Source organism: Thiothrix winogradskyi (genome assembly GCF_021650935.1).
GTDB lineage: Bacteria > Pseudomonadota > Gammaproteobacteria > Thiotrichales > Thiotrichaceae > Thiothrix > Thiothrix winogradskyi.
The window spans coordinates 466518-488733 of record NZ_CP091244.1; the positions used below are offsets into that span (position 1 = coordinate 466518).

Here is a 22216-nt window from a genome sequence, read left to right on the forward strand (position 1 = left end):
TGCACCAACCCCAAGCATCACAGGAGTGAGCCTCATGGCACAAACCGTTTCTGACAAGCATACCCGTTATGCTTTCCATGCCAGCCAGTTAAACGAAGCAAAAGATACCATCCGCAGGACACGCCGGTATTTCTTCCCTGCTGATCAACTGCCACCGGAAGGTGAAGACGGGGACTGGAACAAATGGTTGGTGACAGTTACCGTTGAACAATGTTCCCTGTATGCTACGGTCAATAAACTCAAATCTGACCCGGCGGCTGACCCTGCCAAACTCACCACGATGGAAACCGCCATGAACAAGTATGTGGTGGACTATAACGCAGCGGTAGCCGCGTATCCCCAACAGATGGCAGAGATGCAAACACTGGAAAGCACTAACGACAAGTTCCTTGCGCCCGAAAGTAAGCTCAACGAGTATCTGCACGTATTGGATGAAGAAACGTGCAGCTACCTCTGTGCCGGAACAAGTAACAGCCCAACCCAACAAAGCCCATCTGCCCCTTGCCCATGTCAGTTTTTTGGTGAGAAAACCATTGAACTAACCGGAAGCCAAACCGACGCGGTACGGGTTTGGAACAGCAATTCCCACCTCAAAAGCCTGACGGTCATCGACAACCGCACCTACACGGAAGCACATCGGGATGCCATCCAATTAATTCCACCAAAAATGACCGACAAAACCCGTAAGATAAAAATGTTAAAGGACGGGTTTGAGCAAGAGCAGGACTGGATACTGTGCGACCAGATGTCCGCTGCCATCCTTGAAAATGTCACGGTTGAGGCTTGCACAGTCAAAGCCCCCGGTGGTCCTTTGCAGGGGATATTCAGCAGTGACGGGCTATTTTCCAGCCTAAAAATACTCAACAACACCATCCAGACCGCTGGCGAACACGCCATCACCATCAACGGCTTCCTGAGCGGGGAAATCTCCGGCAACACCTTGCAGGCAGTCGCCGGAAAAACGCCATCCATCCGCCTCTACCCGACCCGCATTGGTGGCAACCAAGCGGAAGAAGGCGTGGCATGGATTCTCAGTTTTGCCAACGAAGGTGGCAGCAACCCGGTGTTGCAATACGGCAAACCAGTGTTGGGCAACAACCCTTTGGTCGGGGTGGCAGGCAAAACCCAAGCCGAACTGATTGACGCACGTTCCGATATGCCGGAAAACTACCGCTGGAACAGTTTCGGGCTGGAGAACTTCCGCTACTACGCTTTCCGTGACGAGTTCAGCACCCTGACCTTCGGGCAATACCGCACCCTTGACGGCGGAAAATATTACATCCAACTGAAGGCATGGCTGGAAGATCGGATTGCCGAATACACCAACGGTATCCGCAAGATGAAGGGCTATCTACCGGACATCGCCGACATCCTGAAAGATGAACGCCACACCCAGGTGCTGCCAACCCTGCAAAAAGCACTGACAAACGCAGTCAACAGCAGCAACTACGATCATGTCAGCATCTCCAACTTCCCCGAAACCCCGATCAAGGTGTTTGTTGCCAAACAGATTGCGCTTCGGCATGGCACACTGAAAAAACTGGTGGCATTGAATGGGATGGTGCGCAACGACCTCCCCAACCTGACCGCACAGGACATGGAAAACCGCAGGCAGGCAACGCTCAAGTACCTGCTGGATGCAACCCAACTGGCGAATACAACCCCTAACCCTCTGTCAGACCCCACACTCCAGTCTGGGACTCAGGGTGAAACAGGAGGAACAACAGGCAGTGCCGCCACACCAACTGCTCCCGAACCCGTCAAAGCCACCGGCGCTTATGGCACGGGTCTGAAAGATGACCTGATGGCAACTGCCACCAGCGTTGCCCAAGACGAGGAAATTACCTTCTTCTTCAAGGATGGTTCCACCTACAACAGCGGTTACACCTTCTTCTGGCGTGTCGCCAACATCGACAGCAGTGTGGTGGCATTTGGCAGCAGTCCGCGTTACACCATCAACACCAGCAAGCTGGATGTGAAGGCTGACCACCGGATTCAGGTCGTGCTGCGTCAAGGTGATGTCACTCTATCTGGCGGGGCATTGTTCGGGGTAACGGCAAAAGCAGCAGCCGCAAGCCCGGAACAGTCAACACCAACACCTACGGAAACAGCCCCGACGACCCTGACAAAAAACTACGGCGCACTCAAAATTCTCGCCCAACCGCTAACCGTCCAGCAGAGCGACAGCATCACCTTCTCGGCTGATGCCAGCACACATTCCAATGCAGGCGATAAACTCGCCTGGTTCTGGTCGGCGAACGGCAAGACTGCCAGCACTGCCACCCTCACCCTCGACACCACCGGGCTTGCTGTCGGTGAATACAATGTCAAAGCCACACTGTATGTGACCCCGGCAGGAACGACGCAACGTACCGCCATTGCAGGCAGTGCCATGTTTACTGTGACTGTAAAGGCGGCAGCACCAGAACCACAAGCATCGCCAGCACCTGTATTACCCAAGCCACTGACAGCCAGTGGCGACCTGAAAGCGTATATCCGTGTCAGCGAAACCAGCGTTCCGCAAGGCAACAGCATCACCTTCTCGATTGACCCGAACTACCTTGCCGAGCAACAGCAAGGGGCAAAACTGACGTATTACTGGACAGCACCTACCAATTCCGGCAACCCCGCAGGGCAAGTAGCTACCTACACCATCAAGACTGATACACTTGTACCCGGCAATAACCATGTGGTGAAAGTAACCCTGTACAAGCAGTTGGATGGCAGCACCACCAGAACATCAATCGGTGGGGTGGCGACGTTTGGGGTGACGGCAGCCGCACCAACAACAGGTACGATCAACGTAGTGGTTATGGATATTGATACCCAACAGCCGATTGCAGGGGAACAATACACCCTGATACTAGATGCTGACCCAGCCAAGAAGAGCTATCCCGGTACAACGGAGGCTGATGGTAGCATTTTGGTGAAAAATATACCGTTAGGCAGCTATACCCTTATCTTTACAAACCCTGCATTCCTCAGCGCAGAAATCGTCCTGTAAATTCGGAGGCTATCATGTCAACAAATTCATCATGCAGCGTTACCCTCAATTGTGGTGCAACCGACAACAAAACCACAGTGCGCATCAAAGCAACGGGTAACTTATTCAGCTTCCGTGCGCCGTCTGACACAAGGATCAGTGCAACAGGTACAGTTGATGGAAAAACAATTAACCTTACCCCTAACAAATCCGCAAAGCTTTGGAATACGTTGGCAGGCAGCCAACAAGGTTCTGTTAAGCTGAACCTGAATGGGCATGAACTTGAACTGATCAAAGAGTTGGCGCAATATGCAGGACAGATTGTAAAGTCAGAAGACTTGAAAGTTATGGTCTATAGTCCCAACAACATTAATTATTCATTACCTACGACAAGATCTTCGCTACTGTATCCTTACCTGTTCGACGAGTGTTTGCGTGAAATAGACAGTTCAGTTCCTAACGGAACGGAAGCGTGGCAGAAAGAGTCACTAGTCAAAGCACAGGTACAAGCTGCCCAAGCTGACAAATACGAGGTTCAAATGATTGAAGCTCCAGCAAAAATACCCGACAGGGAGTTTGACTTCTCCAAACTTGACGATGTGGAGACATTTTATACACTATTGAATGATCCGCTATTGGGACCGCCTACAGGTAATTTTATCGTATTGGCAATCACTGTTCTTTCTATGGGTAATTCAACGGCAGCACGTATGTTTTGGCAGCAAATGTTAACTACCCCAAAGGTGAAAGTAGTCAGCATTGAAGGTAAAAAATTCATGTATTTTCACGGTGGTCAAAATTTTCAGACACTTATGACCGCTACTACAGAAAAAGCACTTGCCATTGCCAGAGAAGAATTGATTCGGATACTAACCAAAACAGATCCTGATTTGTGGAATTTAGGGTTAGACCGCATTGAAGCCAAAGTAGACGAACGGCTAGCCAGAGCCAATGCAACCTATATTGAAGCAGGCAAAGGCTATCGAGTCGGGATAGCGAGTTCCAAAGTTGCTAAAGTAGAACAATTTTTTGCCCCAACAGTAGACAACCTCGCTAAAGGTAACGTACTGGGAGTTTGGATCGTAGTTGGTATTGAGAGCTTTAAGTATGCCGCTACACCAGAAGCAGATCGCTATCTCAGTGATTTCATCATTTCATTGGGAACATCGCTTACCAAGTTTGCAATTGCAACAGCAGGGGGAATTTTACTTGCTGGTGCATTTCTTTCCGGTGGATGGGTTATTGTGGCAGGATTAGGGCTTGGCTTTGTTCTTGGCTGGATACTAGATGTAGTTGACAACGAATTGGGAGTAACAAATGCAATGAAAGAGGCTTTTAAAAATGTATTACCTCAAGATCCCGACTCAATTTACACAGGTGCTATGATCGCACCATGAACAAGAACAGTATATTGTTTTTTTTTGAAAACCCTGATATCTACCATGCCAGTGCAAACTGGCGTGGGGGACTCGCACTGGCAGTACTTGGTTGGATTCTAGGTTTTGGGGTATCAATATTACCAGTTATTTCCTCCGAAAGCTGGTTTCTTGCAAAACTAACCATTATTTTTCCAATACTTGGTTTATCAATTATCGTTATTCAAACAGGATTTGGGATGAGAAAATATTTCATCCCAAGCCTAATCAGTTTAACTGTAGGTTATGTTTTAAGTATCTTATTGATATTTTTATTCACTTGGGCAGGATTATTTTATTTTTTATCGCCAACCTCATGGATGGCTTTTATTCTTATCAACGCAATATTGAACTTTGTTATGTGGCGATATAACAAAATTGAATTAGAGCCAGCCAAAAAATATATTATTGAAATTTACACCAAGGGAAAGTTAGGGTTTGATGACTTGGATACTTATCGTCATGTAAGACCATCACCATTATGGATAAGAAAAATGGCATTTTGGTTCTTTCTGGTTGGACTCATTGCCTTAGGCGTAGGACGTTTTGCCAATTTATCTGCGGGTGGTAATGCTTGGTATACGCCTTATGGTATCGCTTGGGGAGTTGCACTTATTAATTTGATTCTTGTTCAGGAAGCCGCTCGATTATATGGGCAAATTAGCCCTGTAATTGCGGCAGCTAGACAACTCAGTGCGGAGAAACAATAAATATCCAATGCGCCTGTTGCCCCCCTCGTTCGGCATGGCAGTCATCGGGCGGATGCTGGAAGCGCAAGGTTTCCGCGTCGGCATCATTGCGCAACCGGATTGGCATTCCAAAGACCCGTTCATGGCACTGGGCGCACCCAACCTGTTCTTCGGCGTGGCGGCGGGCAATATGGATTCGATGATCAACCGCTACACCGCTGACCGCAAAACGCGCTCTGACGACGTTTACACCCCCGGCGGCATGGCAGGCAAACGCCCCGACCGCGCCACACTGGTGTATACGCACCGCTGCCGCGAAGCCTTCCCCGACGTGCCGATCATTATCGGCGGGATCGAAGCCTCGTTGCGGCGCATTGCACACTTCGATTATTGGCAGGAAAAAGTCCGCACCTCGATCCTGCTGGATGCCGCTGCTGATCTGTTACTGTACGGCAATGCCGAACGCGCCGTGGTGGAAGTCGCGCACCGCATCGCCTCCGGCGAACCCGTTTCCAGCATTACCGACGTGCGCGGCACCGCCTTCATCCGCCGCGACACCCCGCAGGGCTGGATGGAAATCGACTCCTCCCGCATCGACCAACCGGGCAAAATCGACCGCATTATCAACCCCTATCTCAACACCACCGAGATGAGTGAATGCGAAGTCGAAAAGCGCAACGTGCAATGGTTTGAATACGAAGACCCGCGCAGCAAACGCCCCGACGAACACAAACTGATCTTCCACCCCCGCGCCCGTTTAGACCGCGACACCACCGTGATCCGCCTGCCTCGCCCACCCCCACGCCAACCGCGTACTGCACTTGGAAACCAACCCCGGCAACGCCCGCGCCTTGGTGCAAAAACACGGCAACATCGACGTGTGGCTGAACCCGCCACCGATTCCGCTAACCACGCCGGAAATGGATTTCGTGTTCGGGCTGCCCTACGCTCGCTTGCCGCACCCGTCCTATAACGGCGTAAAAATCCCCGCCTATGACATGATTCGTTTCTCGGTGAATATCATGCGCGGCTGCTTTGGCGGCTGCACCTTCTGTTCGATTACCGAACACGAAGGGCGCATTATCCAAAGCCGTTCCAAAGAATCCATCATCCGCGAAGTCGAGGACATCCGCGACAAAGTGCCGGGATTTACCGGGGTGATTTCCGACCTTGGCGGCCCTACGGCGAATATGTACCGCCTCGCCTGCAAAGACCCAAAGATCGAAGCCGCGTGCCGCAAACCCGCGTGCGTCTACCCCGACGTGTGCCACAACCTCAACACCGACCACGCTGCCTTGAAGGAATTGTACCGCGAAGCGCGTACCCTGCCCGGTATCAAGAAAATCCTGATCGGTTCAGGCGTGCGCTATGACCTCGCCATCAAAGACCCCGAATACGTCAAAGAATTGGTGACGCACCACGTCGGCGGCTATTTAAAAATCGCACCGGAACACACCGAATCCGGCCCCCTGTCCAAAATGATGAAACCGGGCATCGGCGCGTATGACGAATTCAAACGCCTGTTCGAGAAATACACCAAGGAAGCGGGCAAAGAACAATATTTGATCCCGTATTTCATCGCCGCGCACCCCGGCACGTCCGACGAAGACATGCTCAACCTCGCGCTGTGGCTGAAGAAAAACGGCTTCCGCGCCGACCAAGTGCAAGCGTTTTACCCCTCACCGATGGCATCCGCCACCACCATGTACCACACCGACAAAAACCCGCTGCACAAAGTCACCTACAAAAGCGAAAAGGTCGCCACCGCGAAATCACCGGAACAGCGCAAGCTGCACAAAGCGTTCTTGCGCTGGCACGACCCGAAAAACTGGTCGCTGCTGCGCAAAGCAATGGCAGAGATGGGGCGGCAGGAATTGATTGGCGATGGTGAGAATCAGTTGATCCCGCATTACAAAGCGGGTGAGGAACAGTTGGTGTATGAGGCGCATCGGCGGAAGAATAAAGGCGGGGAGCATCAGAAGAGGGTGGGGAAGCCTGCGCAAGTGGCAGCGAGTAAACCGAATGCGAAGCCGCAGGGTGGGAAGGTATTGACGCAGCATACGGGGTTGCCGCCGAAGGCGCGGGCGGATTTTGGCGGTAAGCCGAAGCCGACGGGGAAACCGAAGCAGCGTAGTGGCCGATAGCCTCTTGCCTCTGCTTGACCGCCGCACACTCGATGAAATTCTGGGTTACGACGAGTACGGGATGCCCAGCGCATGATGATTGATTCGTCGGTTTTGATTGCCATCCTTGAAAATGAGCCAGAAGCAGCACGCTTGATTGAAGCGATTGCCGGTGATCCGGTATACCTGATGCCTCACTTGGTTGATTGAAAATAAATCGAGACTACCCTCTTTAATTTTCAGATAAGTGGCTATAGCAAGCAAGCAAGCAAGCAAGCAAGCAAGCAAGCAAGCAAGCAACTATCATAAGAAGAATAAATAACTAAAAAGGTAGTGTCATGATACTCGATGAAAAACAAATTACCCTTTCAAAGCTGGCAGAGCTTTTTGATAATGCATATCTTGATTTTGAAAAAAACGATAATCGAATTATCGTGAATGAAAATGACATTAATGTAGTGATTGAAATAGCTACAGATCGCAAAAGAATTCATTTTTTAGGTTTTATGGCGTTTTCTAATCGCAACACAGACAATATGGGAACCTCTAAAAACCCACTGATACCCACACAAATGTGAGAAAATGCTCATCTGAGCCACCGCCCCGTTACTAGCCATGCCCAAGAAAAGTGCCATCAAAACCAGTCTGTTTGCCGCCGAAGAGCGTGAACAGAAACTCGACCGCAAGGGCGACCTGCTGTCCACCCTGAACCAGCACGTCAACTTTGTCGCCTTGGCAGGAGAAATCGACCACATCGCCCCACGCCCCAGTGACAAGCGAGGAGGCCGTCCACCCTACCCAACGGAACTGATGGTACGGGTCTTGGTGTTGCAACACCTGTACAACCTGTCGGACGAGGCATTGGAATACCAATTGCTTGACCGGCTGTCGTTCCAACGGTTTTGTGGCCTGCGTCATTCCAGCACGATCCCGGATGCCAATACCTTGTGGGTATTCCGTGAACGGATCAGTGCGGCAGGTGGTGCGGATGCCCTGTTTGATGCCGTCCAACGGCAATTACAACAACACGGTTTTATTGCCCGTGGTGGTCAAATCGTTGATGCCACGCTGGTGGAAGCCCCTAAACAACATTTCCACAAAGAAGAAAAAGCGCTGTTGGAACAAGCGGCAACACCTGCTGACTGGACACCTGCCCAACGTCGCCAAAAGGATACGGAAGCAAGCTGGACGAAAAAACACGGTAAAAGTTACCACGGCTACAAACTCAGTATCAGTGCCGATCGGAAATACAAACTCATCCGCAAACACCACATCAGCACCGCCAAAGAACATGACACCAACCATTTTGAAGCGGTGCTTGACCGAGCCAACACCAGCCGTGACGTATGGGCGGACAAAGGTTACGAAGACCAATCCCGTGAACAACGCCTCAACCAAGGTAGCTGGCGGTTACACATCCAGCACAAAGCCAAGAAAGGCAAGCCGCAATCCGACTGCCAGAAGCGCCGCAACACCCGCATCGCCAGACCCCGCGCACGGGTTGAGCATGTGTTTGGGTCAATCTGTGCGATGGGAGGCAAAGCCATCCGCAGCATCGGGTTGGCACGGGCAGTATTCGGCCTCAGCATTAAGGCAACCGTGTATAACTTGCGGCGGCTTTGTTCACTCAAAGAGGGCGGAGTTGTGCCCATTTGATGGAGAAATTCCCGAAAAAACAGCAAAAATGCGGAAAAACCACCTGATTGTGGCTTGGTGTGCTAAAAATTGAGATGGGTTGGTGTTTTTTTAACAAAATGTCGATAGACCAACGCTAACCGTTGCAATACGCCGGGTTTTTAGAGGTTCCCAATATGTTGAAAATAATAAATAAGATGAATGATGATTTAGCTCTCGTAAGATTCAGCCTTAATGAACCTGATGACGATGGCACTACACTAATAGGTGACTATTCACTAAGTTACGAAAATGGATTGATCGATCGACATTTGATTAGCTCAATAAAAACCTTCAGCCTAGTATTTGCACATTCCCGTGAAGTAGGGCTGAATGGATGAATTCTACAAAGTGTCCAAAATGTGGCGTAATAACAACAAAAGTATATTCGCCATCAAAAAGCTCAAGAACTCCTGATGGTCAAATAATAGAAAAAACTGGTTTTGAATGTCAACATGCAACGTGCTTTCATCGCTTTGTAATAACAGAGATAATTCATATACCCAACCAGTCTGAATAAAATTGAAATAAATACTGCTTCGGCTAAATCAAAAAAGAAGAATCGGGGGTAGCCCCTGATTCTTCTTTGTGTAAAATCACAACTCCCAATCCTCCAACAACAGCTCCTGCACCCGCTCAAACTCGCGGATATTATGCGTCACCAACGTTGCTTCAGCAATTCCCGCCGATCTTAAAATGACTGTATAATCATGGTCTTGTAAAACGAGTCACTGTGCAACGAAATGCCTGCAAAACCACCTCCCCTGCCTCTTGTTGGTAGCCTGAAGCTACGCAAGACCCTCTCAGTCCCCGGATTGCTGGAACGTGTGCGCGGCTGTTTCAGTGAAGTCACTGACCACCGCAAAACCAAACCCGACTATCCCTTGGTTGACGTGCTGATGTCAGGGCTTGCCCTATTTTCGTTGAAAGACGGCTCACTGTTGCAGTTTGACAAACAGCGCGGGGACAAGGCACGACGGCACAACCTGAAAACCCTGTTTGGCATCCCCGATGCTCCCTGTGACAGCCAAATGCGCACGGTATTGGACGGGGTAAAACCGCAGCGTCTGCGCCCGGTGTTCCGCGCCATCCATCAGGAACTGCAACGGCAAGGCATACTGGAAGGCTACCGTTTTCTCAGGAAAGTATTTAGTCAGTATTGATGGAACAGGTATTTTTAGCTCTGGGGCTATCTCTTGCCCGGATTGTTGCATTAAGACACACAAGGACGGACGTGAGGAGTATTACCACCAGATGCTGGCGGCAGTGCTGGTTCACCCTGACAAGAATACCGTATTACCCTTTTTCCGAGAGGCCATCACCAAGCAGGATGGCAGCAAGAAAAATGATTGCGAACACAATGCCTCTAAACGGCTCATCCCCAGTTGCGCCAAGACTTCCCGCGCATGGAGATGATCCTGCTGCAAGATGCCCTTTCCTGCAATGCACCGCACATCCGTCTTCTGAAGTCAAACGGTTACAGCTTTATCATTACCGCCAAAGCCCGTAGTGGCAGCCTATTACTGAAGACGGTATTGGACGGGTTAGCCAATGGCAGTACCCAAGAATTGGCAGGCACGACGAGCAAAAAGTTACGGTGTGGCTACCGTTATGCCAACGACATCCCGCTCAACCATGCCAACCAAGACGTGCGGGTCAACTACATCGACTATTGGGAGGAACGCCCCGACGGTACAACCTTTATCTATGACTGCGTGACTGACATCCCCTCACCGCCGACAACGTGGCGGATGTGGTACGCGCAGCCTGTTCCCGCTGGAAGGTGGAGAACGAAACCTTTAACACCCTTAAAAATCCTCGGTTACAACCTCGAACATAATTACGGTCATGGCAAGCAACATCTTTCCACTGTGTTCGCCACCCTGATGATGTTGGCCTTCCTGATCGACCAGATTCAGGAAGCTTGCTGCCAGTACTTCCAAGCCGCCCGCACCCGCTTACAGAGCCGTACCGCATTGTGGGAGAAGATGCGTGGGATGTTCCGTGAGCATCTGATTAGCGATTGGGAGTCCTTCTATGCTGCCATCATTTGGGGTTATGAACATGCTGACCTGACACCCAAAGGCATTCGCAGCGGATGAAAATCAGGCTTGAGGGTACGCTGGGGTTTTCCAACAGGGTGTTGGGTTATGCAAAAGTCAGGCGGTATTCGGGCAGGCTTTCAGGGCTTGGAGGGTATGGTTGTGCCCGTAAAAATCAAAGCCCTCGCAGGTCTGCGAAGCTCTGATTACCGATGGATAGCGGGAATTGCTGACGTTGCTTGCAACGAGCGGACATGTGCTGCAATCAACGTATCATAATGCCCAATCGGTTGCCCCAACTGCATTAATTCGCAGCGCACCAACGCCGCTTCTTGCGATTGCTCTTCGCCCCAATCCAGCACTTGAATGTATTTGAGGAAACTATTGAGAGTAAACGACTTTCAGTATTCGACAACACCTGTCATCTTGTTTTAAAGTTCTCGCTATCAGCTTCTTAACCGTAGGATGACCCCATGCCATGACCACATTGCAAGTCAATTCAGCTATTGAACTGGATCAGGTGTTGCGCGGTGTTGAAATGCTCGACACGCCAGAGTTGGAACGTTTCTTTTCGCAAGTCGGTATCTTGTTAGCACGCCGCAAAGCACCCAGTATCCCGCAACGGGAAGCAATATTGCTGCAACAAATCAACACACCGTTGCCCGCGCAAACGCTGGCAGACTATCAGGATCTCAGCCAAAAATTGCGCGATGAGAATATTACGCCAGCCGAACATGCTCACTTACTAACCTTGGTGGATGTTGTCGAACTGGCAGATGCCGAACGGATGCAGCATTTATTTGAGCTTGCCCAACTGCGCAACGTACCACTGGATACGCTAATGCAACAGTTAGGGATTCAGACACCAACACCTTATATCTAAACGCTACGCCGAAAACGCGGGCGGATGTGGGTGGCAAGCCCAAGCCGACCAGCAAGCCCAAGCAGCGCGGCGGCAGATAGCCGCAAACCAACAAGCGTAGTATCATCATCTGACACCTTTGACAGGTAAACGGTTATGTACGCAGTAGAGTTTGAATCCTTTGTAAAAGGCAATACGCTGGAAATTCCCGCACATCTGCTCCAGCGTATCAGCAAAAATCGGCAGGTGAAGGTCATCATGCTGATGCCCGAAACAACGGAAACGGTGCAAGCACCTTCTCAAATCGCACTCAAAGAACGCTTGTTAACCATTGCCAAACGTTGTGCCGCATTGCCTCTGCTTGATCGACGCACACCCGATGAGATTCTGGGTTACGACGATTACGGGATGCCCAGCGCATGATAAGTTGATGTGTCTGGTTTTGATAGGCTAGATCACCCAACGTCCACTGCCAACCCTAGGGGCGGCATGTGGTGCCCAACGACTTTCAGTATTCGACAACACCTGTCATCTTGTTTTAAAGTTCTCGCTATCAGCTTCTTAACCGTAGGATGACCCCATGCCATGACCACATTGCAAGTCAATTCAGCTATTGAACTGGATCAGGTGTTGCGCGGCGTTGAAATGCTCGACACGCCAGAGCTGGAACGCTTCTTTTCGCAAGTTGGTATCCTGTTAGCACGCCGCAAAGCACCCAGTATCCCGCAACGGGAAGCGGTATTGCTGCAACAAATCAATACGCCGTTGCCCGCGCAAACGCTGGCAGACTATCAGGAACTCAGCCAAAAATTGCGCGATGAGAATATTACACCAGACGAACATACTCACTTACTAACCTTGGTGGATGTTGTCGAACTGGCAGATGCCGAACGGATGCAGCATTTATTTGAACTTGCCCAACTGCGCAACGTACCACTGGATACGCTAATGCAACAGTTAGGGATTCAGACACCAGCACCTTATGTCTAAACGCCATCTTTCCAGCGCGGAACAAAGCGCGATTATTGAGCGTGCGGGCGGACGTTGCGAATTTGCGCTGGCAAGCCCAAGCAGCGCAGTCGATAGAGTGCGCTGAATAACAATAGTCAAATGTGCTACAGTCATCGCTATCGAGTAGAGGTTAAGATAGGTAGCACATGGACATTACGCTGAAAAACTTGGGACCAATCCAAGAGGCAAATTTCACCGTAGGTGATTTAACAGTCATCTGCGGGCGTAATAATACAGGAAAGACTTACATTACTTACGCTACTTATGGATTTCTAGATTACTGGCATAGTGGATGGCCAGAGGTGTCGCCCATCCCTGGCTTTGACATGCATCCATTAGAAACATACGCTCGCCGCTTATTACATGTTGCCTGTATGGAATATAGCAGCAATTGGATTTCAAAAATATTTGTGGGCGGAAAAAATAAATTTAAAAACAGCACTTTCTATTTAGATGATGATATTTATGAAACACCTTCTGTTAAATCAAAAAATGTTAAGACACTACCCAACGTCTTTATTGCGAGTGCAGAACGCACTGGTGCAGCACTATTCCAGCGTGAAGTAGATTTTACGAGAAGTCGTTTGATCGACATCCTCAAGGAAACGAATGTTAATCCTCAGCAGTTATTAGGACACTTTACGGCTGAATACCCCCTCCCCGTAAAACACAACATTGATTTTATTCGTGACTTGCCAAATATTGTCAACAAACAGAGTATATTTACGCAAGAACATCCTGAAGTATTGCAAGCTTTTGACGATATTGCAGGTGGAGAGTATGCAATCAATACAGCAGGAGGGATAAGCTATAGCCCTAGCAATCAACCCGAATTAAATCTTTCATTAGCAGAAAGTTCTAGTACTGTACGTTCTTTAGTCGAAATCGGTTTTTATTTACGTCACCTTGCCCAGAAAGGTGATTTGTTGATGGTAGATGAACCAGAACTAAATCTCCATCCAGAAAACCAACGTAAAATAGCCCGTTTATTTGCTATGTTAGTCAATCACGGTATTCGTGTATTTATTACAACGCACAGTGATTATATTATTAAAGAGTTTAACACCCTGCTATTACTCAATAAATCTGATGAACGTTTACAGGCATTAGCCCAGCGAGAAGGTTATCAGCCGACTGAGTTGCTAAAGCCAGAACAATTAAACGTTTACATGACGACTGTTGATGAGCGAGTGACAGACAAAATAAGTTACACACTCATCCCTGCCAAAATCACCAGTGACAGTGGTATTGAGCTAACCTCTTTCAATGACACCATTGAAGACATGAACCGTCTGCAAGATGAAATTGTTTGGGGATAAGTTATGTCTGATACATCTGTGTTACAACGTATGCTACAACCTAGCATTTTGATTTCTTTAGAGAATCACTATGAAAGCAAAAAAGTCATATTGATTGAAAACCAGTCCCCTGACTCCTTTATTGAAATTCACAAAATTCCCGCTGATGCACTGGTTATTGATTTAGACAGAGCATTCAATAATCAGGGGTTATTTCAAGGTAAATCAGGCGAATGCAAACGCGCTGATTACGTGATCATCTCTGAACAAGAGAAAAAAGTACTTTTCATTGAAATGAAACGTAGCAACGCTCCGGCTGTAGACATTGTAAATCAATTAAAAGGTGCATTATGCGCATTTGAATATTGCCAAATTATCGGACGTGAGTTTTTTCAGGAGCGTGATTTCCTTGCACAATATCAGAAGCGTTTTATCTCTGTCAGACACACTGGGGGAACAAAACAAAAAACAGAAATCGAGCAAACCGCGCCACAGGGGGAACGACATAACAATCCCGGTTATCCATTAAGAATCAGTTGGGCAAAGTGTATACAGTTCAAGAAAATTGCCTGTTGACTGTTATTTTCTCATTTTTATGGCATTCAACCGCGCTTGAACCCCCATACATACAAGGCATATGCTAACCTCAAAGTTCCAAATAAGAGGGTATCGCCATGACTGCCATAGCCGCCAGATTATGCAAAAACGGACAAAGCCAAGCCGTCCGCATCCCACGCATTTTCCAGTTTGAAGGTATTAATGAAGTGCTGATTCGGCGCGAAGGCGATACGCTCATTATCACGCCCAAGCGCAAAAGCTGGACATCGTTTGCCGAGATCCCCAGTGCCGACGATGATTTCATGGCAGAACGCCCTCACATCGCCACCCATGACTGAAAACCCGGAATGCCCAGCACAAACCAGAGCATGAACAACAGCAGCACCAACCAAAACAGCACTGGCTTACTAAAAATCCCCAGCGCTGCAAATGACGGGTCTTTATCGTCGCTCGAAACACTACCCACTGACGTGCTGTCATATTCAGCCACCACCGCCAACGCTTCGTCGTATTGCTGCTCGCTGACCAGCACCCGTGCGAAATCATGCACAGCCGCATCGCCTACCGCCGATTGCAAGTAACGACCACCCACTTCCGCCTCAATTCCGCGACTCTGCAACATTCCTGCGACAATATCAGCCTCGATTAAATTGGCAGCACGATAAACTATTTTCATAGAAACGCTTCATTTGGTCAGTTTTGCTCGGAACTTTTCGCGGAATTTACGCAGTTTTGGGCTAATGACTATTTGGCAATAGCCCGCGCCTTCATTCAGATTGTAATAGTCTTGATGGTAATCTTCTGCTTGGTAGAACTGGGTAAAGTCGGCAATCTCGGTCACGATTGGGGCGTTGAATTCCGGCTGTAACGCTTTGAGGACTTCTGCCGCCACCTGTTTTTGCGTGGCATCATGGGTGAAAATCACGCTGCGGTACTGGGTTCCTTTGTCCGCACCTTGGCGGTTCAAGGTGGTCGGGTCATGGGTTTCTAGGTGAATTTCCAGCAAATCGCGGTAGCTGATGACAGTCGGGTCAAACAACACCTGAATCACTTCCGCGTGACCCGTCGAACCGTTGCAAACCTGCCGGTAGTTGGGGTTGTCCACCTGCCCGCCGCTGTAACCGCTTACTGCCGAATGCACGCCCGCCAGTTCGCGGAACATCGCCTCGGTACACCAGAAACAGCCGCCGCCGAACGTAGCTGTTTCCAGTTCCACCGTCACTTTTTGCAGGGCGACCGCATTCATGCAGTAACGCAAACCGCTGGGTGCGGGGCCATCAGGGAACACATGCCCCAGATGCGCTTCGCAGGTATTGCAGGTAGTTTCGACACGCGTCATGCCGTGCGAACGGTCAGCATGGTAGGCAATCGCATTGGGCGTGACCGGCTGGGTAAACGAAGGCCAGCCCGTGCCCGACTCAAATTTTTCACTGGCATCAAACAGCAGCGTGCCACAGCAGACACAGCTATACAGCCCCGGCTCAAACAGATTGCACATGCCGGAACTGAACGGGCGCTCGGTTCCCTTGTTGCGGGTAACGTGGTACGCCTCTGCGCTCAATTGCGCCCGCCACTCGGCATCCGTTTTCCTGACCGTGCGTTCAGGGGCGGGATTACCCGTATCCGCAAAGCGAATCACATCATTCCAATTAAGCATGTCGGCGTACTCCTTGAATGTAGACCTGTAGTTTTCTACAGCTTATCCCGAAACACAAAATACACTGTTCCCAGCAGGCATAACATTGCCCATCAGTTTACACTAAGGCTTCGATCAACGGTGTGCGGAAAAAGTCCCGATGAACATTCTACTCACAGGTGCAAGCGGCTTTATCGGTCATCACCTTGCGCAAGCGTTAACCGCTGGGGGACATCAGGTCATGCCGGTTTCGCGCCGTAATGGGCAGGATATGCAAACCCTGTTAACGCCGGAGGCGTGGCTACCCCTTTTGCAAGGTGTGGATGCGGTGATCAATAGCGTGGGCATTATTGCTGAAACCCGTGGGCAAACCTTTGAAAAACTGCATCACCGCGCCCCAGCAGCGTTATTTTGGGCGTGTGAACAGGCGGGGATTCGTCGCATGGTGCAAATTTCCGCCTTGGGTGCGGATGCACAGGCGTTTACCCCGTACCAGTTAAGCAAGTACGCGGCAGATGAGGTATTGCGCCGCTTGCCGCTGGAAGGGGTGGTGTTGCGCCCTTCGCTGGTTTACGGGCAAGGCGGGGCAAGCATGGCATTGTTCCAACGCCTTGCCCGTTTGCCAGTGATTCCGCTGGTCGGCGATGGGCAATACCGGGTGCAACCCGTGCACATTAGCGATGTGGTGGCAACCGTGTTCCAGTGTTTGCAGGCACTTCCGGCGCAACGCACCTTGGATGTGGTGGGTGCGCAGCCGTTGACGTTCGTGGAATGGTTGCAACAGTTGCGCCGTGCTGCCGGTAAACGTCCTGCCCCCACGCTGGCGATTCCGTTTGCCGCAGTCATGGCAAGTGCGCACGTCGGGCGATTCGTTATGCCGCTGTTGCACCCGGATAATTTACGCATGTTACAACGCGGCAATGTCGCTGACGTAGCGCCGTTGGTGGCGTTTTTGGGCAGGATGCCGCTGAGTGTGGAGGAAGGCTTATGCTATATCTGAGTTTGAAATACTTGCACATTTTGAGCATGGTGCTGCTGTTTGGAACGGGTTTGGGCAGTGCGTTCTATAAGTGGATGGCGGATCGTAGCGGCAATCTGGCACACATCGCGGTGGTCAATCGCCATGTGGTGCTGGCAGATTGGATTTTCACCACACCGACGGTAATTTTCCAGCCGTTGAGCGGGTTGGGGATGGTGTATCTGCTGGGTTTGCCGCTGGCAACGCCGTGGATTGCGCTCAGCCTTGCTCTGTATGTCATTGCGGGTGTGTGCTGGTTGCCGGTGGTGTGGCTGCAAATTCAGATGCGCAACCTTGCCGACGCCGCACTCATTTCCCAAACCGTGTTGCCTGCGCAATACTGGCACTATGCACGCCTCTGGTTCTGGCTGGGTGTACCGGCGTTTATCGCGATGATGCTGGTGGTGTTCCTGATGGTATTCAAAACAAATTTCGGAGACTGAGATGGACACAAACACACGCAAACCCTTGATGCAGCAAGCCCTTGGCGCACAGTGGGAACAATTGCCGCCCACCTTGCAGGCACATTACCAGCACGACCCCAATACCGAGGTTGGTGAACTGGATATTGAATATCCGGGCTTTATGCAGCCCTACCTCAGCTTCATGCGCTTGCTGGGGGCGCTGGTTAACCGGCGCGGCAAAGCCGTTCCGATCACGGTAGAGACTTGGATGGAGGGCAGTATCCAACGCTGGAAACGCACCCTGCACTTTCCCGATGGGCAGGAAATCCTGTTCAACAGCGTCTGTGTGTACGCGGGCGGTAATGAATTGATCGAGTACATCAATCCTTTCGTGGGGATGCGCATGGCGGTCACGGTGAAAGACGGCAAGTTGAACTACGCGGGCAGGCATTACGTGCTGAAGCTGGGCAGCGTGCTGCTGCCTATCCCCGAATGGCTGGTGCTGGGGCATACCACCGTCGTGGAAACGGCGCTGGATAACGCCAACTTTGCGATGGATTTTCGGCTGACGCATCCGTGGTTTGGGGAAGTTTATCGGTATGCTGGGAAGTTTCGGACGAAATCATTAGCCTGAAACTGAAACCACTGCACTGCTGGTCTGAGTTCAAAGTCCAAGGGCAAGTCGGAAGCCACGGTGACAAGCACTGGAAATGGGATTGTGTCTTTCACGGTAAGCAGAACGCCCGCGCTCACAGCGGTGCAGCCACGATCCACCTCGCACGATACGCATAGTGCCTGCTTGTGCCCCCCCCGGATTAGTAACAGGATACGCCGGATAATCACCATACCAATCCTGACACCATTCCCATACATTGCCGTGCATTTCGTATAAGCCCCAAGCGTTGGCGGGAAATGACTTGACTGAAACGGTTCTTTGCCGACTCAAGCCTATCTTGCCATTAGTGCAAGGATATCTACCGTTGTAGTTAACTTGTCGGGGCGTAATATTGTCACCGAAAGAAAACGGGGTATTAGTTCCAGCACGGCAGGCATATTCCCATTCCGCTTCAGTCGGAAGACGTGCATTCACTCCAGAAAGGCGGGTATTCAATTTTCTCAGGAACGTCTGAGTATCCTCCCAGCTTACTTTCTCTACAGGATTATTAGCATCATCAGTAAAATGAGCAGGATTATTATCCAGTACCGCAGTCCATAGAAATTGCGTACAAGCAGTATCGGCTAACCAAAAACCTTTCATCAGCGTCACCTGATGCAGGGTTTCATCACTGAAATATTCCTGCTCGGATTCTGGCGACCCCATCCAGAACGTCCCCGGCTCAATCCAGCGAAACTTCTGGGTAATGCCTTTCACCACCAAATCCGCGTAACGCCCGTATTGATCATGCCCTGCATCGTTTGCCCACACGGGGATTTCCCTCACCCCAACCCCTCTCCCAGAGGTAGAGGGGCTAAGAGAGAGTATTTCTTGCTCCCCCTCTACCTCTGGGAGAGGGGGCTGGGGGGTGAGGGTTCTTCCCACATGATGCCCAAGCGCCCCCAACAACAAACTCCAATCCACCGCCCCGCAAAAATCCAAGCTCTGCAAATGCCGCAACCACAACGGATACCGCACTTTCTCCGCCAGCACCGGAATCACCGGAATGCCGATTTCCTCCGCCATGCTGACTTCGTTATGCACCCACTTGGACGTGCGCACTTTCTCAGAAACCACCAGCACCATCACATCGCTGCTTTCGAGTTCAAACTCTAGCTTGTGATACCACACATCACCGGGTTTCAACCCAATCACATCACGGAACACAGCAAAGCCAGCCGCCTGCAACTGCTGCTGAATTTCGGTAGCAAGGTTTTCACCGTAGCTGCCATCGCGGGCATAACTGATAAAGGCTTTGGGCATGAGATAAAGGTCGGCTGATTGAAAGAAATGCTGCATTAATAGCAGACTAACGGCTGGATGTGAACGACCTTTGTACTTGCCAGCACCCAACAGCTTAGCTAAAGTTATGACTAACCAAGGGGCGAACCATGCAAGTCAACATCCACGAAGCCAAAACCCAGCTTTCCCACCTCATACAATGCGTGCTGAACGGAGAGGAAGTCATCATTGCCCGCAATAATCAGCCCGTGGTGCGCCTGCAAGCACTCACCAAGCCCCCCGCCAAGCGCAAGCTCGGTTCACTACGCGGCTTGGTCAAACATATCGCTGATGATTTCGACGCACCGCTGGAGGATTTTCAGGAATACATGGCATGAGAGCATTATTGGATACGCATACCCTGCTATGGCTGGTTGATAACCCTGACAAACTGCCAGCCACCGTCACAGCCATCTGCGAAGACGAAAACAATGCCCTTTTCATCAGCATTGCCAGCTTCTGGGAACTCGCTATCAAGATGAGTCTCGGCAAAATCGAGCTGGGCGACAATGCATTGGCTCACCTGAAAACATGGTGCGATGACAACGCTGTCCAGCTTTTGCCGATCAGCCTGAACCACTGCCAACAGGTTCAAACCCTGCCGTTCCATCACCGTGCCCCGTTTGACCGCTTGCTGATTGCGCAGGCATTGTGCGATCAGTTGGTGCTGCTCAGTGCCGACGGGCATTTTGCTGATTACGGCGTTGATGTGATTTGGAAACATTCAAAGGATACCTGATGTCCACAACACTGATAGCCACTGCGCCCGAACAACTCTACACCCAAATCCGCGAACTTTTGCAGACTTTATCTGGCTTACCCAATTTCGCACGCAGTGAGTGCACAATTGACGTGGACACATGACCGCGACTTTTAGCTGAAAATTTCTGCCACTGACGTATACGGCAACGCCTCAACCCCATCACTAAACGCCATACGCTCACCGCTATACACCACATAGCGGCGCGTCAATGCTGCATTCGTGTCTGAAAACCGCTGCAAACCTTTCTTAAAGCTACTATTCCACGTCGCTGCCGCCTTGATTTCCACCCCCATCAATTGACTACCCGATTTGAACAGCAAGTCGATTTCATTGCCCTGGTAATCGCGGAAAAAGTACAAATTTGCCGTCAAACCTTGGTTATAGCGTGTCTTCAACGCCTCCAACACCACCAGATTTTCAAACAAGCTACCCATGAGTGGGTCACGCGCTACTTGCGCGGCTTTTTCAATATCCAGCAAATAACTCAGCAAACCGGTATCGGTAAAATAATATTTGGGTGATTTAATCACACGCTTGCCAAAGTTTTCAAAATACGGCGGCAATATCCGTGGTGGATATACTCCGCAAAATCATCGAAACGAATCCCTGCCGCCGTCAATTCCGCTATCTGAATATCTGGAGTTCAACTCCGATATTTCACGAAACACTAGCCACCAACCTTAACCGCCATTCCCCTGCATCGCCTTCAACGTATCCGGGCTGTATTCAAACGAATCGTAAAACAACTGCGCTTCCGGCAAGCCCTGCGCCAAAAACGCCGTTTGCGCCGCATTCACCATCGGTGGTGGGCCGCTCAAATACACATCATGCCCCGACAAATCCGGGAAATCACGCGCCACCGCATCATGTACCCAGCCCGTGCGCCCCGCCCAAGCATCTTCCGGCAACGGCTCCGACAACACTGGCACGTAAGTCAGCAACGGGTGACGCGACACCCAACTGCGTACCACGCTATCCATGTACAAATCCGCCTTAGCCCGCACACCCCAATACAAGTGCACTGGCTTATCCAGCCCTTGTGCCATCATCTGTTCCAACATGCCTTTTAGCGGCGCAAACCCCGTGCCACCGCCCATCAAAATCAGCGGGCGTTCGGATTCGCGAATGTAAAAACTCCCCAACGGCCCCTCAATGCGCAGCAAAGCTTTTTCTTTCATCTCATTGAACACATGGCTGGTGAAATAACCACCCGGCACATGCCGAATATGCAATTCCAAAAACTGATCGTTAAACGGCGCATTCGCCAGTGAAAAACCGCGCCGCTTGCCATCTTTCAGCAAAATGTCGATGTATTGCCCCGCTCGGAAACGCAAGCGTTCGGACGCGGGTAATTTCAGCGTCAACTCCATCACATCCGCCGCCAATTTGCGCAGCTTTTCGACCCGCACCGGTAAGGCTTTGATTTCAATGTCCGGCTCAGAACCCACACGCGGCGCATCCAATTCCACATCGCTCATAGCGGCTGCCATGCACAAAAACGCTTTGCCGCGTTCTTCCTCATACGGCGCAAGCCCTTGCGGTTCACCAAACGGGTAATGCACCTGCCCACTCAGCACGGTGGCAGCACACGAACCACACACCCCGCCACGACAGCCGTAAGGCAACGCCACGCCTTGGCGCAAACCCGCCTCCAAAATTGCCTCGTTAGCTTCTGCCCAAAATGTGTGTCCCGAAGGTTGAACCGTTACCTTGAAAGTCATTGCTGTATCCATGAAAGTCTCGAATCGGCAGAGTGTAACGCGCAGGAATCGCTTGTGCTATTCTCCAGATTTTTCCACCCACT

General features: G+C 50.6%; 26 protein-coding genes and 2 pseudogenes. 22 read left to right on the plus strand and 6 right to left on the minus strand.

Annotated features, from left to right (window positions below):
• The first annotated feature begins 34 nt into the window (after positions 1-34).
• The 11 genes and pseudogenes from L2Y54_RS02590 (at position 35) to L2Y54_RS21820 (ending at position 10986) form a co-directional block, all read left to right on the plus strand.
• Entirely contained in the window at positions 35-3004 is a 2970-nt protein-coding gene (locus L2Y54_RS02590) for an MSCRAMM family protein (RefSeq protein ID WP_236499660.1), read from the plus strand.
• A 14-nt stretch (positions 3005-3018) separates the two neighbouring features.
• Positions 3019-4380 carry a hypothetical protein gene (locus tag L2Y54_RS02595; RefSeq protein WP_236499661.1) on the plus strand — a complete coding sequence of 454 codons (1362 nt, stop codon included), beginning with the start codon at positions 3019-3021 and terminating at the stop codon, positions 4378-4380.
• The gene (locus L2Y54_RS02600; RefSeq protein ID WP_236499662.1) at positions 4377-5108 is read left to right on the plus strand and encodes a hypothetical protein; all 732 of its coding nucleotides are present in this window, start codon (positions 4377-4379) and stop codon (positions 5106-5108) included. Before L2Y54_RS02595 ends, L2Y54_RS02600 begins: the two co-directional genes overlap by 4 nt.
• A gap of 22 nt (positions 5109-5130) precedes the next feature.
• Positions 5131-7231: pseudogene (locus tag L2Y54_RS02605) on the plus strand (YgiQ family radical SAM protein); the annotation flags it as partial.
• Between the two features lie 72 nt (positions 7232-7303).
• The gene (locus L2Y54_RS02610; RefSeq protein ID WP_236499663.1) at positions 7304-7420 is read left to right on the plus strand and encodes a type II toxin-antitoxin system VapC family toxin; all 117 of its coding nucleotides are present in this window, start codon (positions 7304-7306) and stop codon (positions 7418-7420) included.
• A 128-nt stretch (positions 7421-7548) separates the two neighbouring features.
• Complete coding sequence (locus L2Y54_RS02615) at positions 7549-7788, plus strand: hypothetical protein (RefSeq protein ID WP_236499664.1); 240 nt, start codon at positions 7549-7551, stop codon at positions 7786-7788.
• A gap of 37 nt (positions 7789-7825) precedes the next feature.
• Positions 7826-8866, plus strand: a complete 1041-nt coding sequence (locus tag L2Y54_RS02620; protein ID WP_236497341.1) for an IS5 family transposase — start codon at positions 7826-7828, stop codon at positions 8864-8866.
• 761 nt (positions 8867-9627) lie between these two features.
• The gene (locus L2Y54_RS02625) at positions 9628-10047 is read left to right on the plus strand and encodes a transposase family protein (protein ID WP_236498141.1); all 420 of its coding nucleotides are present in this window, start codon (positions 9628-9630) and stop codon (positions 10045-10047) included.
• A 91-nt stretch (positions 10048-10138) separates the two neighbouring features.
• On the plus strand, positions 10139-10300 hold the full coding sequence (locus tag L2Y54_RS02630) for a hypothetical protein (RefSeq protein WP_236499665.1): 162 nt from the start codon (positions 10139-10141) through the stop codon (positions 10298-10300).
• Between the two features lie 310 nt (positions 10301-10610).
• Positions 10611-10780, plus strand: a pseudogene (locus L2Y54_RS21815) (ISNCY-like element ISAtsp9 family transposase); the annotation flags it as partial.
• Positions 10771-10986: a hypothetical protein gene (locus L2Y54_RS21820; protein WP_236496349.1), complete on the plus strand. Its 216-nt coding sequence runs from the start codon at positions 10771-10773 to the stop codon at positions 10984-10986. The pseudogene L2Y54_RS21815 and the gene L2Y54_RS21820, both read left to right, overlap by 10 nt.
• 146 nt (positions 10987-11132) lie before the next feature.
• Here the strand turns inward: L2Y54_RS21820 and L2Y54_RS02640 are convergent, their stop codons facing one another.
• A complete protein-coding gene (locus L2Y54_RS02640; protein ID WP_236499668.1) occupies positions 11133-11288 on the minus strand; it encodes a PIN domain-containing protein in 156 nt (51 codons plus the stop codon).
• A 116-nt stretch (positions 11289-11404) separates the two neighbouring features.
• Here L2Y54_RS02640 and L2Y54_RS02645 point away from each other — a divergent pair, with 116 nt between their 5' ends.
• The 6 genes from L2Y54_RS02645 to vapB all read left to right on the plus strand — a co-directional run bounded on the left by L2Y54_RS02645 (position 11405) and on the right by vapB (position 14993).
• Entirely contained in the window at positions 11405-11809 is a 405-nt protein-coding gene (locus tag L2Y54_RS02645) for a hypothetical protein (RefSeq protein WP_236499669.1), read from the plus strand.
• Between the two features lie 135 nt (positions 11810-11944).
• Positions 11945-12211 carry a type II toxin-antitoxin system VapB family antitoxin gene (locus L2Y54_RS02650; RefSeq protein WP_236499670.1) on the plus strand — a complete coding sequence of 89 codons (267 nt, stop codon included), beginning with the start codon at positions 11945-11947 and terminating at the stop codon, positions 12209-12211.
• Between the two features lie 162 nt (positions 12212-12373).
• Complete coding sequence (locus L2Y54_RS02655) at positions 12374-12778, plus strand: hypothetical protein (RefSeq protein WP_236499671.1); 405 nt, start codon at positions 12374-12376, stop codon at positions 12776-12778.
• 167 nt (positions 12779-12945) lie between these two features.
• A complete protein-coding gene (locus L2Y54_RS02660; RefSeq protein ID WP_236499672.1) occupies positions 12946-14118 on the plus strand; it encodes an AAA family ATPase in 1173 nt (390 codons plus the stop codon).
• Positions 14119-14121: 3 nt separating this feature from the next.
• Entirely contained in the window at positions 14122-14673 is a 552-nt protein-coding gene (locus L2Y54_RS02665) for a hypothetical protein (RefSeq protein ID WP_236499673.1), read from the plus strand.
• Between the two features lie 98 nt (positions 14674-14771).
• The gene (vapB, locus tag L2Y54_RS02670) at positions 14772-14993 is read left to right on the plus strand and encodes a type II toxin-antitoxin system VapB family antitoxin (protein WP_236499674.1); all 222 of its coding nucleotides are present in this window, start codon (positions 14772-14774) and stop codon (positions 14991-14993) included.
• Here the strand turns inward: vapB and L2Y54_RS02675 are convergent.
• Positions 14972-15331 carry a putative signal transducing protein gene (locus L2Y54_RS02675; protein ID WP_236499675.1) on the minus strand — a complete coding sequence of 120 codons (360 nt, stop codon included), beginning with the start codon at positions 15329-15331 and terminating at the stop codon, positions 14972-14974. The genes vapB and L2Y54_RS02675 overlap by 22 nt on opposite strands.
• Positions 15332-15340: 9 nt before the next feature.
• Positions 15341-16312: a bifunctional methionine sulfoxide reductase B/A protein gene (locus L2Y54_RS02680; RefSeq protein ID WP_236499676.1), complete on the minus strand. Its 972-nt coding sequence runs from the start codon at positions 16310-16312 to the stop codon at positions 15341-15343.
• A gap of 139 nt (positions 16313-16451) precedes the next feature.
• On the opposite strand from L2Y54_RS02680, the gene L2Y54_RS02685 reads away from it, so the two are divergent.
• Genes L2Y54_RS02685 through L2Y54_RS02695 form a run of 3 tightly spaced genes read left to right on the plus strand, consistent with a single transcriptional unit; the run spans position 16452 to position 18347 of the window.
• The gene (locus L2Y54_RS02685; RefSeq protein WP_236499677.1) at positions 16452-17291 is read left to right on the plus strand and encodes a complex I NDUFA9 subunit family protein; all 840 of its coding nucleotides are present in this window, start codon (positions 16452-16454) and stop codon (positions 17289-17291) included.
• Positions 17279-17752: a DUF2269 family protein gene (locus L2Y54_RS02690; RefSeq protein WP_236499678.1), complete on the plus strand. Its 474-nt coding sequence runs from the start codon at positions 17279-17281 to the stop codon at positions 17750-17752. The genes L2Y54_RS02685 and L2Y54_RS02690 overlap by 13 nt, the downstream gene beginning before the upstream one ends.
• Before the next feature lies 1 nt (position 17753).
• On the plus strand, positions 17754-18347 hold the full coding sequence (locus L2Y54_RS02695) for a DUF4166 domain-containing protein (RefSeq protein ID WP_236499679.1): 594 nt from the start codon (positions 17754-17756) through the stop codon (positions 18345-18347).
• Positions 18348-18377: 30 nt separating this feature from the next.
• Here the strand turns inward: L2Y54_RS02695 and L2Y54_RS02700 are convergent, their stop codons facing one another.
• Positions 18378-19631, minus strand: coding sequence for an SUMF1/EgtB/PvdO family nonheme iron enzyme (locus tag L2Y54_RS02700; RefSeq protein WP_236499680.1), 1254 nt, complete (start codon positions 19629-19631; stop codon positions 18378-18380).
• 128 nt (positions 19632-19759) lie between these two features.
• Between L2Y54_RS02700 and L2Y54_RS02705 the strand changes: the two genes are divergently transcribed.
• Together L2Y54_RS02705 and L2Y54_RS02710 are read left to right on the plus strand one after the other, a co-directional pair.
• Positions 19760-19987, plus strand: coding sequence for a type II toxin-antitoxin system Phd/YefM family antitoxin (locus L2Y54_RS02705; RefSeq protein ID WP_236499681.1), 228 nt, complete (start codon positions 19760-19762; stop codon positions 19985-19987).
• Positions 19984-20388 carry a type II toxin-antitoxin system VapC family toxin gene (locus L2Y54_RS02710; protein ID WP_236499682.1) on the plus strand — a complete coding sequence of 135 codons (405 nt, stop codon included), beginning with the start codon at positions 19984-19986 and terminating at the stop codon, positions 20386-20388. Before L2Y54_RS02705 ends, L2Y54_RS02710 begins: the two co-directional genes overlap by 4 nt.
• Positions 20389-20522: 134 nt before the next feature.
• On the opposite strand, the gene L2Y54_RS02715 is transcribed toward L2Y54_RS02710, so the two are convergent.
• The gene (locus tag L2Y54_RS02715) at positions 20523-20942 is read right to left on the minus strand and encodes a DUF4143 domain-containing protein (RefSeq protein ID WP_236499683.1); all 420 of its coding nucleotides are present in this window, start codon (positions 20940-20942) and stop codon (positions 20523-20525) included.
• Positions 20943-21092: 150 nt separating this feature from the next.
• Positions 21093-22145 carry a CDP-6-deoxy-delta-3,4-glucoseen reductase gene (locus L2Y54_RS02720; protein ID WP_236499684.1) on the minus strand — a complete coding sequence of 351 codons (1053 nt, stop codon included), beginning with the start codon at positions 22143-22145 and terminating at the stop codon, positions 21093-21095.
• Positions 22146-22216: the final 71 nt, after the last annotated feature.

Coding starts and splice junctions, on each gene's coding strand:
- L2Y54_RS02615 (WP_236499664.1), top strand. CDS start 7,549: ATGATACTCGATGAAAAACAAATTACCCTTTCAAAGCTGGCAGAGCTT.
- L2Y54_RS02700 (WP_236499680.1), bottom strand. CDS start 19,631: ATGCCCAAAGCCTTTATCAGTTATGCCCGCGATGGCAGCTACGGTGAA.
- L2Y54_RS02610 (WP_236499663.1), top strand. CDS start 7,304: ATGATGATTGATTCGTCGGTTTTGATTGCCATCCTTGAAAATGAGCCA.
- L2Y54_RS02625 (WP_236498141.1), top strand. CDS start 9,628: ATGCCTGCAAAACCACCTCCCCTGCCTCTTGTTGGTAGCCTGAAGCTA.
- L2Y54_RS02645 (WP_236499669.1), top strand. CDS start 11,405: ATGACCACATTGCAAGTCAATTCAGCTATTGAACTGGATCAGGTGTTG.
- L2Y54_RS21820 (WP_236496349.1), top strand. CDS start 10,771: ATGATGTTGGCCTTCCTGATCGACCAGATTCAGGAAGCTTGCTGCCAG.
- L2Y54_RS02665 (WP_236499673.1), top strand. CDS start 14,122: ATGTCTGATACATCTGTGTTACAACGTATGCTACAACCTAGCATTTTG.
- L2Y54_RS02595 (WP_236499661.1), top strand. CDS start 3,019: ATGTCAACAAATTCATCATGCAGCGTTACCCTCAATTGTGGTGCAACC.
- L2Y54_RS02660 (WP_236499672.1), top strand. CDS start 12,946: ATGGACATTACGCTGAAAAACTTGGGACCAATCCAAGAGGCAAATTTC.
- L2Y54_RS02590 (WP_236499660.1), top strand. CDS start 35: ATGGCACAAACCGTTTCTGACAAGCATACCCGTTATGCTTTCCATGCC.
- L2Y54_RS02650 (WP_236499670.1), top strand. CDS start 11,945: ATGTACGCAGTAGAGTTTGAATCCTTTGTAAAAGGCAATACGCTGGAA.
- L2Y54_RS02685 (WP_236499677.1), top strand. CDS start 16,452: ATGAACATTCTACTCACAGGTGCAAGCGGCTTTATCGGTCATCACCTT.
- L2Y54_RS02705 (WP_236499681.1), top strand. CDS start 19,760: ATGCAAGTCAACATCCACGAAGCCAAAACCCAGCTTTCCCACCTCATA.
- L2Y54_RS02680 (WP_236499676.1), bottom strand. CDS start 16,312: ATGCTTAATTGGAATGATGTGATTCGCTTTGCGGATACGGGTAATCCC.
- L2Y54_RS02675 (WP_236499675.1), bottom strand. CDS start 15,331: ATGAAAATAGTTTATCGTGCTGCCAATTTAATCGAGGCTGATATTGTC.
- L2Y54_RS02620 (WP_236497341.1), top strand. CDS start 7,826: ATGCCCAAGAAAAGTGCCATCAAAACCAGTCTGTTTGCCGCCGAAGAG.
- L2Y54_RS02720 (WP_236499684.1), bottom strand. CDS start 22,145: ATGGATACAGCAATGACTTTCAAGGTAACGGTTCAACCTTCGGGACAC.
- L2Y54_RS02655 (WP_236499671.1), top strand. CDS start 12,374: ATGACCACATTGCAAGTCAATTCAGCTATTGAACTGGATCAGGTGTTG.
- L2Y54_RS02600 (WP_236499662.1), top strand. CDS start 4,377: ATGAACAAGAACAGTATATTGTTTTTTTTTGAAAACCCTGATATCTAC.
- L2Y54_RS02710 (WP_236499682.1), top strand. CDS start 19,984: ATGAGAGCATTATTGGATACGCATACCCTGCTATGGCTGGTTGATAAC.
- L2Y54_RS02630 (WP_236499665.1), top strand. CDS start 10,139: ATGCTGGCGGCAGTGCTGGTTCACCCTGACAAGAATACCGTATTACCC.
- L2Y54_RS02690 (WP_236499678.1), top strand. CDS start 17,279: ATGCTATATCTGAGTTTGAAATACTTGCACATTTTGAGCATGGTGCTG.
- vapB (WP_236499674.1), top strand. CDS start 14,772: ATGACTGCCATAGCCGCCAGATTATGCAAAAACGGACAAAGCCAAGCC.
- L2Y54_RS02695 (WP_236499679.1), top strand. CDS start 17,754: ATGGACACAAACACACGCAAACCCTTGATGCAGCAAGCCCTTGGCGCA.